At 63.5% G+C, this 14,020-nt stretch carries 13 protein-coding genes and 1 riboswitch; of the genes, 6 read left to right on the top strand and 7 right to left on the bottom strand.

The features are described 5' to 3' along the window. Positions 1-975 (bottom strand): anhydro-N-acetylmuramic acid kinase (locus EOA22_RS09140; protein ID WP_127389933.1); only part of this gene is annotated, 975 nt, incomplete at its 3' end. 371 nt (positions 976-1,346) lie between these two features. On the opposite strand from EOA22_RS09140, the gene EOA22_RS09135 reads away from it, so the two are divergent. From EOA22_RS09135 to EOA22_RS09120, 4 genes are all read left to right on the top strand, one after another. Next, complete coding sequence (locus EOA22_RS09135) at positions 1,347-2,036, top strand: SDR family NAD(P)-dependent oxidoreductase (protein ID WP_063167598.1); 690 nt, start codon at positions 1,347-1,349, stop codon at positions 2,034-2,036. A 206-nt stretch (positions 2,037-2,242) separates the two neighbouring features. Then, entirely contained in the window at positions 2,243-3,082 is an 840-nt protein-coding gene (locus tag EOA22_RS09130) for a transporter substrate-binding domain-containing protein (protein ID WP_063167599.1), read from the top strand. A gap of 2 nt (positions 3,083-3,084) precedes the next feature. Then, positions 3,085-4,446, top strand: coding sequence for a cation:dicarboxylase symporter family transporter (locus EOA22_RS09125; RefSeq protein WP_063167600.1), 1,362 nt, complete (start codon positions 3,085-3,087; stop codon positions 4,444-4,446). Continuing rightward, entirely contained in the window at positions 4,443-5,240 is a 798-nt protein-coding gene (locus EOA22_RS09120) for an amino acid racemase (RefSeq protein WP_063167601.1), read from the top strand. The genes EOA22_RS09125 and EOA22_RS09120 overlap by 4 nt, the downstream gene beginning before the upstream one ends. Before the next feature lie 6 nt (positions 5,241-5,246). On the opposite strand, the gene EOA22_RS09115 is transcribed toward EOA22_RS09120, so the two are convergent. Next, complete coding sequence (locus EOA22_RS09115) at positions 5,247-6,602, bottom strand: glutamine synthetase family protein (protein ID WP_063167602.1); 1,356 nt, start codon at positions 6,600-6,602, stop codon at positions 5,247-5,249. A 483-nt stretch (positions 6,603-7,085) separates the two neighbouring features. Between EOA22_RS09115 and ftsZ the strand changes: the two genes are divergently transcribed. After that, on the top strand, positions 7,086-8,120 hold the full coding sequence (gene ftsZ / locus EOA22_RS09110; protein ID WP_063167603.1) for a cell division protein FtsZ: 1,035 nt from the start codon (positions 7,086-7,088) through the stop codon (positions 8,118-8,120). A 57-nt stretch (positions 8,121-8,177) separates the two neighbouring features. Here the strand turns inward: ftsZ and fba are convergent, their stop codons facing one another. From fba to EOA22_RS09095, 3 genes are all read right to left on the bottom strand, one after another. Then, positions 8,178-9,242 carry a class II fructose-bisphosphate aldolase gene (gene fba, locus EOA22_RS09105; RefSeq protein ID WP_013532928.1) on the bottom strand — a complete coding sequence of 355 codons (1,065 nt, stop codon included), beginning with the start codon at positions 9,240-9,242 and terminating at the stop codon, positions 8,178-8,180. A gap of 164 nt (positions 9,243-9,406) precedes the next feature. Continuing rightward, complete coding sequence (locus EOA22_RS09100; RefSeq protein WP_063167604.1) at positions 9,407-9,880, bottom strand: 6,7-dimethyl-8-ribityllumazine synthase; 474 nt, start codon at positions 9,878-9,880, stop codon at positions 9,407-9,409. Between the two features lie 77 nt (positions 9,881-9,957). Further along, positions 9,958-10,172: riboswitch (FMN riboswitch) on the bottom strand. A 66-nt stretch (positions 10,173-10,238) separates the two neighbouring features. Next, positions 10,239-11,408, bottom strand: coding sequence for an MFS transporter (locus tag EOA22_RS09095; protein ID WP_063167605.1), 1,170 nt, complete (start codon positions 11,406-11,408; stop codon positions 10,239-10,241). A 49-nt stretch (positions 11,409-11,457) separates the two neighbouring features. Here EOA22_RS09095 and EOA22_RS09090 point away from each other — a divergent pair, with 49 nt between their 5' ends. Then, a complete protein-coding gene (locus EOA22_RS09090; protein WP_013532925.1) occupies positions 11,458-11,997 on the top strand; it encodes an Lrp/AsnC family transcriptional regulator in 540 nt (179 codons plus the stop codon). Positions 11,998-12,007: 10 nt separating this feature from the next. On the opposite strand, the gene mtnA is transcribed toward EOA22_RS09090, so the two are convergent. Both mtnA and mtnK read right to left on the bottom strand, forming a co-directional pair. Then, positions 12,008-13,102: an S-methyl-5-thioribose-1-phosphate isomerase gene (mtnA, locus tag EOA22_RS09085; RefSeq protein ID WP_013532924.1), complete on the bottom strand. Its 1,095-nt coding sequence runs from the start codon at positions 13,100-13,102 to the stop codon at positions 12,008-12,010. Then, the coding region (gene mtnK, locus EOA22_RS09080; RefSeq protein WP_127389932.1) for an S-methyl-5-thioribose kinase at positions 13,099-14,020 on the bottom strand (922 nt) is incomplete at its 5' end. The genes mtnK and mtnA, both read right to left, overlap by 4 nt.

Here is a 14,020-nt window from a genome sequence, read left to right as displayed (position 1 = left end):
GCCTTGCTCACCGCGTTCACCGCCGGCGCGGCTGGCCAGCATCGCCATCATGGTCGGCTTATGGCGACCTCCGCCGCTGACCACCAGTTTCTTCGGCCGGTGCGGCAAGAGGTCGAGTGCCTTGCCGACGGCGCCGGCGGTGAACGCGGTGAGCAAGGCCGCACCATCCTCTGCATTCAGGCCGTCCGCCATCGCGGCACCGAAGTCGAAACGGTCCAGCGATTTCGGGTAGGCTTTGCTCAGATAAGGGTGCTGCAGCAGCTTGGCGAGCCGGGCCTCGTCGACCGTTCCCGCCCAGCCAAGCGCGCCGTCGCGGTCCATCTCGCCGAGCCCCTTCGACTTGATGAAATCGTTGAGCGGCGCGTTGGCGGGGCCGGTGTCGAAGGCGACGACATTGTCAGCGCCGTCCCACCAGGTGATGTTGGCGACGCCGCCGAGATTGAGTACGGCGACCTCGCCATTGGCACCGGCGCTGCGCATCAGCGCGGTGTGATAGACCGCGGCCAGCGGCGCGCCTTGCCCCCCGGCGCGCATGTCGGCCGAGCGGAAATCGTATGCGACCTTGGTGCCCAGTATGGCATGCATCAGCTCACCGTCGCCGAGCTGCCGGGTCTGGCCCAGCCGTCCAACCTGCGGCGCACGATGCAGAACGGTCTGGCCGTGAAAACCGACGATGCCGATATCGGCCATCGTCATGCCATAGCCTTCGACCAACTCCTTGACGGCCGCCGATTGCGCGCGTGTCAGGGCATCCTCCGCGGTGCGGAAGATCGCCGGCTCCGGCCCAACGAAACTCCACCCCCGCGCCTCCGTCAGCGTCTCTTCCAGCAGCGAGCGGATCGACGCGGGATAGGGCATCAGCCGGTAGGTGCCGAAATCCTCGATGCGTTCGCCATCGGTCTTGATCAGCGCGACGTCGATGTTGCCGTCCAGCACCGTGCCGGTCATCAGGCCGACGGCCCAGATTGGTTCCATAGTCGTTTCCTCGTTGAGCATGATCTTTTCCGAAAACCGTTTCCCACTTTTCGGGACCATGCTCCAGTCCCCATCGATGAGATCGCCGATAGCTTTGCGAAGCCTGACGATTCTACCGTCAAAATATCGGTCGGATGAATCCGGTTGGCGGGCAAGGTCCAAGCCTTGCCACTGTCGAAGCGGCGGTCTCGGTGCTGAAGGCCGAGCGGCCTTCGTAGCGCCACAGGCGATGCTGGACCGCGCAACGTTGGTTCTGCAGCCGTCTGGCTCAACAACCGCCGAGATGCCACCTCTTGCCTGTCAGCCCCGAAGGCGCGACCTTGCCTGATCTGGCGAACGCTTCCGCCGAAATCCGCAAGGAGTGAAAAATCATGGCATCCGATGTGGCCGTCATTGCAGGCGCCGGCGCTGGTCTGAGCGCCTCGCTTGCGCGCCTTCTCACCCAGGAAGGCTTTCGCGTGATTCTGGCCGCCCGCAATTTCGAGAAGCTCAGCGCTCTGACCGACGAAACCGGTGCGCTGGCCGTCGAGACGGATGTTGCCGACGTCGCGTCCGTCGCCAGCCTGTTCGACACTGCAGACAAGGCCGGCCCGCTGGCGCTTGCAGTGTTCAACGCCAGCGCGCGCACCCGCGGACCGATCGCCGAGCTCGATGCCGAAGCGGTCAAACAGGCATTGCTGGTCGGCGCCTATGGCGGCTTCCTGGTCGGCCAGCAGGCGGCGCGCCGGCTGCTTGGGCGGGGTTCCGGATCGATCCTGTTCACCGGCGCCACCGCCAGTGTGAAGGGATTTCCCGGCTCAGCCGGCTTCGCCATGCCGAAATTCGGCCTGCGCGGCCTGGCGCAGTCCATGGCCCGCGAGCTCGCTCCGCAGAACATCCACGTCGCCCACTTCATCATCGACGGCCAGATCGAGCCGGCCGGACAGGTGGCCGATCCCGGCCGGCCGGACCGCCGTCTATCGCCGGACGCCATCGCCGAGGCCTATCTTACAACCCATCCCCAGCATCGCAGCGCCTGGAGCTCGGAGCTTGAGCTGCGGCCCTGGGCAGAGACGTTTTGACAGTGCAGCTGATCGCCTAGGGGCCAACTAATCGCCTGGCGGGAAGTAACGCGATCCTTCCGCCATTCCTTTTACATTAGGTGATACTAATATTTTGTGGCGCTGAGCTGCTTATCCAATACATAAAAAAGCGCAGTGTAATATATACGTTTGTTTAACGTCGGTTGTGCATCTTGCTGGCTTTCCCGGTCTAATTGAGAACGCGTATGCCGGTTACACGTCGTACACTGCTTGCGGCCGGGAGCGGCGGGTTGCTGATCTCGCAAGCCCGGGCGGCCAACACTCCAGGACAGCAGGCGGAGAACGCCCCAACGCCGATCGCGAGCGGCGATGCCTTGCGCATCGCAATGCCGGCCTTCGCTTCCAATCCGTTCTTCCCGGCCGACGGATCGGGGGACAATGGCATAGACATGGAACTGGCCCACGGCATCGCCGCGGCGCTTGGGGTCGAGCCGGTGTTCGACCGATCCGCCGCAACGTTCGACGATATCGTCAGACAGGTCAGTTCCGGACAGGCCGACATGGCGATTGGCAAGCTCAGCAGGACGCTTCAGCGCGGCCGGTCGATCATCTATTCCCGCCCCTACGCCATGCTGCGGCAAGGGCTGATCGCCAACCGCCTCAACCTGGCGCGTATCGCGCAAGGCAAGCCGCCAGAACAGATTGTCCGTGATTTCTCAGGTGATCTCGGCGTGATCGAGGGCTCTTCCTTCGCCACTTATGCGGCCACGACTTTCCCACATGCGCAAATCCATCGCTTGGCAAGCTGGGACCTGATCATCGATGCGATCCGAAACGGGACGATCGACATGGCCTATCGCGATGATTTCGAGATCAAGAAGCTGATGGTCGACGATCCGTCGATGACAGTCGTAGCGCGCTCCATCACGCTGACCGACAAGGTCGATACGATCGCAGTCGGCGTGCGGCCGGACAATCCGCATCTCGCGGCCTTTGTCGATCTGTATCTCGACCTCGCGCGGGGTCAGCAGATTCTCAACACGGACGAGATCATCGCCCGCTATCGCCTGGGGAGCAAAGCCTGACAATGGCCATCTCCGACGTAGCCGGACCCCTGCCTTTCGATTGGCGTCTCGCGGCAAGGCGTATCTTGCGATCGCCGGTGACGACGATTGCGATGATTGCTGCAGGAATCCTGTGCGGCCTCTACTATCCAGACTTTGCCCATGCGATCAGCCCTGTCGCACAACTCTACCTGAATTTCCTAAAGATGGTCGTCCTGCCCTATTTGGTCTCATCGGTCATCTTCTCCATCACGGCGATGGTCCAGGACCCGAAATCGGTCCGCTACCTCGGTAAGGTGGGTATGGCCGTGCTGGTCGTGTCGTTCCTGGCCGTGCTGGTGAGCGGCACCTTGTCGCTGATCCTGCAGCCGGGCCAGATCGAGAATCCCCAGTCGCGCATCGAGCTTGGCGAGTTCATCAATTCGCAAGGCAGCGTGTCCACCGATCTCGCCTTCCCGTTCCAGCCGCCGCCCTCCAATGGGGATCCCAGCGGCGGGCATTCGATCCTGCTCGACCTGGTGCCGAACAACGTCTTCAATGCGCTGGCCTCGGGACAGACCATCCAGGTTCTGCTGTTCTGCCTGCTTTTCGGGCTCGCGATGGGGAAGATTCCCCAGCCCTCGTCCATGAGCCTGACGCAGGCGCTCAACGCGGTCTACAGGGCCTGTACGGTGCTGACCAACTGGTTCATCTGGGGGTTGCCCTTTGCAACCTTCATCCTGATCGCGGACCAGACCGCGTCGACCGGAACCAAGCCGCTCACGCTGATGGGCGGTTACCTGCTGGTGATGGGTTTTTCCTGCCTCATATTCGTTGCCGGCGCCTTTGCCATTATCGCCATCCGGTCGCGACGAAGCTACTGGACGACGATCAAGACCTGCCAGCCCCTTCTCATGGTGGCCATCACCACACGCTCTACGGTCGCCTCGCTGCCGTGGGTCATCAACCTTTTGAGCGAGCGCCTGCGGTTCAGCCTGGTGGTCGTGGAACTGCTGGTGCCGCTGCAGGCGGCTTTGCTGCGTACAGGCCCGGCGCTGCTCTACACTTCGGGTGCGCTGTTCATCGCCCAGCTCTACGGCCATCCGCTTGCAGTCCCCGACCTCGTGCTCGTCGGCATCATCTCGGCGCTTCTCGCGCTCACCACCGGCGGCATGGGCAGCCTGCTCATCCTGTCGCAGATGTCCATCGTCTGCGGCTACCTGAAGCTTCCCTTCGAGGCGGCGTTCGCTTTGTTCGTCGCGGTGGATGCGGCCGTGGACACGTTCATGACGCTGGCCAGCGTCTGCACCGTCGCGGCGAGCACGGCAATGATCGCTCCCAGCCACAGGGAGGCGACACAGCCTGAAACCGTCTCGGAACAGCTCGAAGCCGAGCCTGCCGGATGATCGACGACAGCATCCGTCCCCAGCTCGGCATTATCGGCGGCCTGGGGCCGCTTGCATCGGCTGACTTCTACTTCAAATTGACCCGGATGACCCAGGCGTTCAGAGACAACGAACATGTGCCTGCCGTGATCCTCAGCGTACCGCAGCTGCCCGACAGGACCGAAGCCATCCTTGCCGGCCATGACGGCCCGCTGGCGCCTTTGAAAGCGGCGGTCGCGACGCTCAATGCGCTCGGCGTCGCCTGCGTCGCGATGCCGTGCAACACCGCCCATCATTGGTACGACCAACTGGCGGCGAATTCGCGCGCGGAAATCATCCATATCGGCGACGCCGTGGTGGCGGAGACGCGTCGTAGCCTGGAGCGGGGCCGGGTTGCTGTTCTCGCCACCCAGGGCACGCTGGTCTCCGGCTTCTATCAGGACAGGATGTCGGCGGCGGGATTTGAGCTCTGCCTTCCCTCGAACACCGAATTTCAGGCGTGCGTCGACAGCGCGATCAGCCTCGTCAAGGCGGGTTCGATCGCGGATGCGGCGGTTGAAACCGAGCGCGCGCTCGACATCGCGCAAGCGGCCGGCGCCGATGCCGCCCTGCTCGGCTGCACCGAACTGTCGGTGGTGGCCGCCAGCCTCAACGACGTGAATGGATTGCTCGTCATCGACAGCAATGCGGCCCTGGCGCGAGCCTGCCTGACGCGATTAGGGTTCGGTACGCAGGAAGCCCGAGGGCTGCCGACCGTATCGCGGCCGCCAGGACATGATTGGCCGATGCGCGGCAGCTTGGCCGTACTGGCGTAACCCGATCTAGACGCTCTCGAGGTATGTCTCGATCTCGAAATCGCTGACATTGAGCGCGAACGTGTTCAGCTCCTGGCGTTTGCAGGCCACAAAGGAGTCGCGCAGGATGGCTGGAAAAATCTCCGCCACATGCGTCCCGCTCTCGAAGGCGGCGATCGCGGATGCCCAGTCCGGCGGCAGCTTTGCCGGCGGAAGTCCCTGGCCGTCTGTGCCGATCGGATCACCTGGCGACAACTGTCTTTCGATGCCGGTCAGCGCGGCGCCCAATATGGCCGCGAGCACCAGATAGGGGTTGGCGTCGGCTCCCGATACGCGGTGCTCGATACGGCGAGCAGCGGTCGGCCCGCCCGGAATGCGGATCGCGACCATGCGATTCTCATAGCCCCAGGCGACCGCGGTTGGCGCATAGGATCTTGGGCGCAGCCTGCGGTACGAATTGAAGTGCGGCGCGAATACCAGCGTGCTCTCGGCCATTGCCGCAAGCAGGCCACCGACTGCATGGCGCATGGTCTCCGAGCCCTGGTCGGTGCCGTCGTCGAAGACGTTGCGCTCTTCACCGTCGACCAGGCTGAAATGAACGTGAAAGCCGTTGCCCGCCCGGTCGCCATAGGGCTTGGCCATGAAGCAGGCGGCAAAGCCGTGCTTGCGGGCAATGCCCTTCACCGTGCGCTTGAACAGCACCGCATCGTCAGCCGCCCGCAACGCGTCCGCGACATGGTTCAGATTGATCTCGAACTGACCGACGCCGTTTTCGGCGATGGCCGTGTCGACGGGAATGCCTTGCGTCCGGCAAGCCTCGTAGACGTCATGGATGAAGGATTCGAAATCGTCGATTTCGTCGATCGACAGCGCCGCGTCGGAATCGAGCCGGCGTCCGGTCACCGGCGAGACAGGGCCGACCGGCCGCTGCGATTGCGGATCGACGAGGTAGAATTCGAGTTCCGTTGCCGCGACCGGGGTCAGGCCCAGGGCCTTGTAGCGATCGAGGATGCGGGCCAGCGCCCGTCGCGGGTCGCCGAGATAGGGCGCGCCGCTTTCGTCGGCAAGCCACAGCGGGACAAGTGCCGTCGGATGCGCCGTCCAGGCCACCGGCAGAATGCCGCGCCCGGTCCATTGGCACAGTCCATCGGCATCGCCGGTCGAGAAAACCAGGCTGTTGCCTTCGATGTCTTCGCCCCAGACATCCAGTCCGATCAGCGAAAAAGGCATGCGCAGCTTGCCTTCCAGCGCCTTTCTTGCCTGCTCGACGGGAATGCGCTTGCCGCGCATGATACCGTTGAGGTCGCACACCGCCGCCCTGAGGCTCTGGATGTCGGTTCTGCTTTCAAGCCAGTTCAAAACGTCCGCAATTGCATCGCTCAATTTAAAACCTCTGGTTTTCGAAGGTGCCGCAGCCTGACCGGCCGCACGTCCCTGGTAAAAATAGCTGGTGAGTTTTAGGAAAACAGACGTGGCTGTCGCCAAGCGCTTTTCCTTATTTTTTCAAGTCACTAGCTGGTATGTCGGGAGGCATTTCAAAACCAATTGCGCGATCTGCGATCGCAACATAGAGGTTGGAGGGCGGAATGCCAAGCACGAGACGGTAAACCAGCGCGCAGCCGCTATCGGCGGGAGCGGCGAGTTCGCTGCGGTAAGATCTGGCGCACGCAGCGCCCGAGCCACGCTGTGCAAAACGGTCATCACAAATCTTGACCTCGCATGCACTTGCACCTCTGGCCGCTGTCTGGCTTTTTGGGGTACCCATCGCAACGGACTGATTCGCGTCATGCCGCTCGATTGCAATATGCCCAAGGCAGTCTGCGGGTGGGTCGTGAAGCGCGCGCAATTGACGAAGGAGAAACAGGCATGGCCGAGTTCAAGAAGCCCGAAATCTCCGAGATGAGACCCAAGATCACCGTTATCGGCGTCGGCGGCGGCGGCAATGCCGTCAACAACATGATCGCCGAGCAGCTTCAGGGTACCGAATTCATCGCCGCCAACACCGACGCGCAGGCGCTGACTATGTCCAAGGCGACGCGGCTGATCCAGCTTGGCGCTCATGTCACCGAAGGGCTGGGCGCCGGATCGCTTCCCGAGATCGGTCGCGCCGCGGCCGAGGAATCGCTCGACGAGATCATGGATCATCTGGCCGGCACGCATATGTGTTTCGTCACCGCCGGAATGGGCGGCGGCACGGGAACCGGTGCGGCTCCAATCATCGCCCAGGCGGCGCGCAAAGCCGGCATCCTGACGGTTGGCGTCGTCACGAAGCCGTTCACCTTTGAAGGCCGGCGCCGCATGCAGATGGCCGAAGAAGGCATCGAGCGGCTGCGCGAGAGCGCCGACACGGTGATCGTCATCCCGAACCAGAACCTGTTCAGGATCGCCGATGCCAAGACCACCTTCGCCGATGCGTTCGTCATTGCCGACCGGGTGCTCTATGCCGGCGTCAGCTGCATCACCGACCTCATCGTCAAGGAAGGCCTGATCAATCTCGACTTCGCCGATGTCAAATCCGTGATGCGCGACATGGGCCGCGCCATGATGGGCACCGGTGAGGCTTCCGGTGAAGGCCGCGCGATGAAGGCGGCCGAAGCCGCGATCGCCAACCCGCTGCTCGACGAAGTGTCGATGAAAGGCGCCAAGGGCGTGCTGGTCTCGATATCGGGCGGCAGGGACATGACCCTGTTTGAAGTCGACGAGGCCGCCACCCGCATTCGCGAAGAGGTCTACGAGGATGCCGACATCATCGTTGGCGCCATCTTCGACAAGGGCATGGAAGGCCGCTTCAGGGTCTCGGTCGTGGCGACGGGCCTCGACCGTGCTTTTGGCGCCGAGGATGCCGACGCCGGCATCGCGCGCGACCACGCCGGTCAGCCGCCGGCGCGCACGCTTCAATAGCGTTCGGTAAACGGGCAGGGCGCTGCCGCGCTCCTGCCCTCGATACCAGCGTTCAGCTCAGCCGAACTTCGGGTCCAGACTGCCCGACTTGTAGCGCTTGGCCATTTCGGCGACCGGCAGCGGCTTGATCTTCTGCGCGTTGCCGGCGGTGCCGAACTGTTCGAAGCGCTCCTTGCAGAGCTTGCGCATGGCGGCCATGGCCGGTGTCAGATACTTGCGCGGGTCGAACTCGCTCGGGTTCTCGGTCAGCACCTTGCGGATCGCGCCGGTCAGCGCCATGCGGTTGTCGGTGTCGATGTTGATCTTGCGCACGCCGTGCTTGATGCCGCGCTGGATCTCCTCGACCGGCACGCCCCAGGTCGGCTTCATCTGGCCGCCATATTTGTTGATGATCTCCTGCAGATCCTCGGGCACCGAGGACGAGCCGTGCATGACCAGGTGCATGTTCGGCAGGCGGCGATGGATCTCCTCGATGACGTTCATGGCCAGCACCGCGCCGTCCGGCTTGCGCGAGAATTTGTAGGCGCCATGGCTGGTGCCCATGGCCACCGCCAGCGCATCGACATGGGTGTCCTTGACGAACTCGACCGCCTGTTCGGGATCGGTCAAAAGCTGGTCGTGGCTGATCGCGCCTTCGACGCCGTGGCCGTCTTCCTGCTCGCCGCCGCCGCTCTCGAGCGAGCCGAGCACGCCGATCTCGCCTTCGACGGACACGCCGCCCCAATGCGCCATGTCGACGACGCGCTTGGTGATGCCGGAATTGTAGGCGTAGTCGGCCGGCGTCTTGCCGTCTTCCTTCAGCGATCCGTCCATCATGACGGAGGTGAAGCCGTACTGGATCGCGGTGACGCAGGTGGCTTCGTTGTTGCCATGGTCGAGATGCATGCAGACCGGAATGTCGGGATGGATTTCGACCAGCGCGTCGATCAGCTTGGCCAGCACCACGTCATTGGCATAGGCGCGCGCGCCGCGGCTAGCCTGCAGGATGACCGGCGACTTGGTCTCCTCGGCGGCCTCCATGATGGCGAGGCCCTGTTCCATGTTGTTCATGTTGAAAGCGGGCACGCCATAGCCGTATTCGGCGGCGTGGTCGAGCAATTGTCTCAGTGTTATGCGAGCCACCCAATAGTCTCCCGTATCTGGTTTCAAGCGCAACGTCGCGGGCCGGCCGGTTTGCCGGTCGGCCCTTGATGCTTCTGGCGGGATTTCAAGGGAACCGCAACCTTCGGAGCGCTTCTCGATCGCAATTCTTGTTGCAGGGTTGAAATCCGGCCAGTTTGACGACCTCAGGCCGCGATCAGGTCCCGCGCCGCCAGGAGTTGCACGCAGGCGTTCGCCGCTTCCTTGCCCTTGACAGTGAAGTGCTCGAAGAAGAAGCGGTGGTGCTCGGCGCTGTCGTGGTAGTTGTGCGGGGTGAGCACCGCCGACAGCACCGGCACGCCGGTCGACAGCTGCACGTTCATCATGCCGTCGATGACAGCACTTGCGACGAACTCATGCCGGTAGATGCCGCCATTGACCACAAAGGCTGTGCCGAGGATCGCGGCATAACGGCCGGTCCCGGCCAGGGTCTTGGCATGCAGGGGAATTTCATAGGCGCCGGGCACGTCGAAGATGTCGACGGTGAAGCGCTCGTCTCCCAGAGAGGCCAGTTCAGCTTCGAAGGCCTGTACGCACTGGTCGACGATGTCGGCATGCCAGCGCGCGCGGATAACGGCGATGCGGGTCGTTTCATAGTCTTTATGGGAATGCTGATTCATGGGTCCATCCTTCCGTTTCGAACCAGAATCAGGACGCACGATACGGATTAAGCCCGCAAAAAGCGGGCCGGCTTCCGTTTCGTCCTCTTCCATCCGGACTGTAACCGTCGGCTCCGGAATCACACCGGATCTGCTGACCTTTCCACTAGAGCGCCACGCGTCCCTTGGACGCGTAAAGGACGCTCTAGCACTTAAGAATCCACGCATTGATGCGTGGACCGGAAAGCGCTCGCGGGCTTGGGTAGAAACCCTTACCGCCGGTGGGGACTTTCACCCCGCCCTGAGAACATTAACGGCTTTGTATGAAAGGGCAGGACGCTGCTGTCAACCGTGAGAAGGTTGGGCCAAGCACGTTCGACTACCGCGTGCGCCACGCCGCCGCCGATGCGGCGATCAGCATGAGCAGTGCTGCAACCATCACGCAGACAGCAAAGCCGAAGTTGGAATAAAGCGGCCCGAAGCTGGTGGTGCCGACAAAGACCGCGAGGTAAGTCACCGCACTGTTCAGCCCCATGATCGTGCCGCGCCGCGACGGATCGAGCGCCGACAGGCGCATCACCAGGACGTTCAGGCCGAAATGATTGGCCAGTCCCCAGATTGCCACCATGGTCAAGGTCAGCCCGAAACTGTCGCTCGTCGCCGCCATCGCGACGTAGACGACGGCGACAAGAAGATAGGCAAACGGCATGACGCGCCGCGCACCCAGTCTGTCGATGACGCCGTCGAGCAGAGCAGCGGTGCCGAAGCCTATGCCGTAGGCAAGCGCCGCCAGGCCATTGGCACTCACCGGCTGTCCAAGCCCGACATGAAGATGGTCGCCGAGATAGCCATAGACGCCGTAGAACGAAGTCATGAAGGCCGCGCACGCGACCAGCAGCGGCAGGATTCCGGGAATGCCGAGCGCTTCCAGCGGGGCGGGCGCCGGTCCGGCCTTCCTGGTGTCGCTGAGCGACGTCACTGTCAGTCCCATCCATGCAAGGGCCGCAAGCACCGCGACCGCCACGAAAACGGCGCGCCAATGCACAAGATCGGCAAGCACGGCCGACAGCGAGACGCCGGCGACCATGCTGAGCGTCCATCCGGTCAGCACGACGCCGATCGTGCCGCTCTCCCTGCCCGGTGGGGCGATGGCCGCCGCGCTGGCATAGATCGCCGGCATGGCGACGCCGGCGGCGATGCCGGCCAGCAGCTGTGCGGCGACCAGCATGATCACCGTGGGTGCCGCGGCGCTGGCGACCAGCGCCAGTGCCAACAGCAGCAGTGCGCCCTGCAGCATTCTGCGAGCACCGAGCCGGTCGATGTAGCGCGCCAGGAACAGCGCGCTGGCAGAGGTGCCGAGGCCGAACGCGGCCGCCGCAATCATCACGGCCGGCACGCTGGTCCCGAACGACGAGGCGACAGCCGGTGCAATCGGACCCAGCACCAGCGAGTTCGAGCCGATGACCGCGATGCAGCCCGTCAACAGATAGGCAAGCGCCGGGATCGGGGCTCGGGCAGTCAATGGTGCAAGTTGATCAATGTTCGACATATCGGCATAATGGCCGTATTCTATTCAGCGGAGAACCAGGAATTTCGCCATGGATGAAGAAACAGATGGCATTCTGCAGAACAGGCCGGCGGCCCGCGATCTCGACGCGATAGACCGAAGAATATTAGGTGTCCTGGTCGATGATGCCACGATCAGCTACGCCGAACTCGGCGATCGCGTCGGCTTGTCGCCACCGGCAGCGCATGAGCGGGTCAAACGGCTCCGGCGCAGCGGCGCCATCCGCAACACGGTCACCATCATCGATCCCCGGGCGGTGAAAAAGCCTTTGCTCGCCTTTGTCCATATCGACACCAGGGGCTGGGGAAAGACGCCGGAACTGATGGCGGTCTCGCAATATCCCGAAGTGGAGGAAATCCATACCGTCGCCGGCGACACCTGCATGCTGCTGAAGGTCCGCACCGAAGACACCAGGGCCCTCGAAGGCCTTTTGGCGCGCCTCTACGAAACGCCGGGCGTCACCTCGACGCGCAGCTATGTGGTGCTCTCGACCTATCTGGAGCGGCCGGTGCAGCCGGGTATCACCGAGACTTGGCCGACACCCAAGCACATGGCCGAGCCTCTGTACTAGAAGCGAGCGGCTACGCCCGCTCGGGAAACATCTGCTTCAGGCCCTCGCGCGAGGCCTTGGCGACACCGCGCTCGGTGATCAGGCCGGTCACCAGCCGCGCCGGCGTCACGTCGAAGGCCGGGTTGGCCGCCGGCGTCGTCTCAGGCGAAATGCGCACCTGGGCAATCTCGCCGGCGGCGGTCTTGCCCCAGACCAGCGAGACCTCGTCGGCCGAGCGTTGCTCGATCGGGATTTCGGCCAGTCCGTCATGCACCGTCCAGTCGATGGTCGGCGACGGCAGCGCGACATAGAACGGCACGTCGTTGTCGGCGGCGGCGAGCGCCTTGAGATAGGTGCCGATCTTGTTGCAGACGTCGCCGTCGGCGGTGGTGCGGTCGGTACCGACGATGACCATGTCGATTGCGCCGCGCTGCATCAGATGGCCGCCGGCATTGTCGACGATCAGCGTGTGCGGCACGCCGTGCCCGGCCATCTCCCAGGCGGTCAGCTGGGCGCCCTGGTTGCGCGGCCGCGTCTCGTCGACATAGACATGGACCGGAATGCCGGCTTCTGTGGCCAGGTAGATCGGCGCGGTCGCCGTGCCGTAATCGACCGTCGCCAGCCAGCCGGCATTGCAATGGGTCAGGATGTTGACCGGCTCGCCCTTCTGCTTGCGCGCCGCGATCGCCTTGATGATGGTGAGACCGTTCTCGCCGATGGCGCGGTTGAGGCCGACATCTTCGTCGGCGATCTCACTGGCCCGCCGATAGGCGGCTGCAGCGCGTTGTTCGGTAGGCAAAGGCCGCAGGAAGCGCCGCATTTCGTCCAGCGCCCAGCGCAGATTGATCGCGGTCGGCCGCGTCTCGTGCAGGGTCTCCCACACGGCGTCGAGCGCTGCATCCGACGCATCGTCGGCCATCTGCATGGCGACGCCATAGGCAGCGGTGACGCCGATCAGCGGCGCGCCGCGCACCCACATGTCGCGGATGGCGGTGGCGATGCCGGCAACCGTGCCGATCCTCTCGATGCGGAAATCATGCGGCAGCCAGCGCTGGTCGATGATATCGACCGAACGGCCATCGTCGCTCAGCCAGATGGTGCGATAGTGGCGGTCGCCGACGTTCAAATGCTGCTCTCCTGTTCGATCAGCGCGGCCAGTTGGTTGACCTCGTCGATGCTGTGGATCTGGCGCCGGTTGACGGCGAGGTGGCGGCCGAATTTCAGCGCCTTTGCTTCACAACTGGCGCGCAGATCCTCGTCGGCAATGGTCTCGAAATCGGCATTGTGAGCGAGACCGAGGATGCGCCGGTGCACTTCGACGCCGGCAAAGCCTAGCAGATCGGTCCAGATCTGGTGCAGCACATGGTCGAGCGCCTGCTCTGAGGCAAGGATGTCGCCCTGGTCCTCGAACAGGCTCTTTTGGTAGAGCATGCCGGTGCGCTCGCTGCGCCATAGATGCGAAAACTCGGCGCGGAACACCGCCCAGGTCTCGACCGTCACACCGAGCAGATAGGCGCGCATGGCGTCGCGCTTGCCCTTCTGTTCGTGACCGCGTTGCGAGAAGAAGGACATCCAGAAATTGGCAAGCAGCATGCCGACGTCGAAAGCCATCGGGCCGTAGAAGGCGAACTCCGGATCGATCATCCGGGTCTCCGTGTCGGTGACCATGATCGAACCGGAATGCAGGTCGCCATGCAGCAGCGTTTCGGCATTGGCGGCGAAGATGTGCTTCAGCCGCTGCGCCTCGACCTTGAGGTCGCGGTCGGCGCGCAGTTCGGCGACCAGGCCGTCGAGCTGCGGCGAGGTGTGCCGGTTCATCTTGGCATCGAAATAGGGATCGGAGAACACGAGGTTTTCGGTGATGTCGCAAAGCTCGGCATTGTCGGCGAACAGCGCCAGATCGGCCTTGCGGTCCTTGGCGGTCATATGCAGGTCGGAGCCGCGAAACAGCGTGCGGGCCATGAACAGGCCGATATCCCGGGCGATGTTCGGCAGTTGGCGGCCGTCGATCAGGGCACGGCGCAGGATGATATGCGGCGGCGCA

Source organism: Mesorhizobium sp. M7A.F.Ca.US.014.04.1.1, from assembly GCF_003998745.1.
GTDB classification, from domain to species: Bacteria; Pseudomonadota; Alphaproteobacteria; order Rhizobiales; family Rhizobiaceae; genus Mesorhizobium; species Mesorhizobium ciceri.
This window is presented reverse-complemented; position numbering and strand designations above follow the sequence as displayed.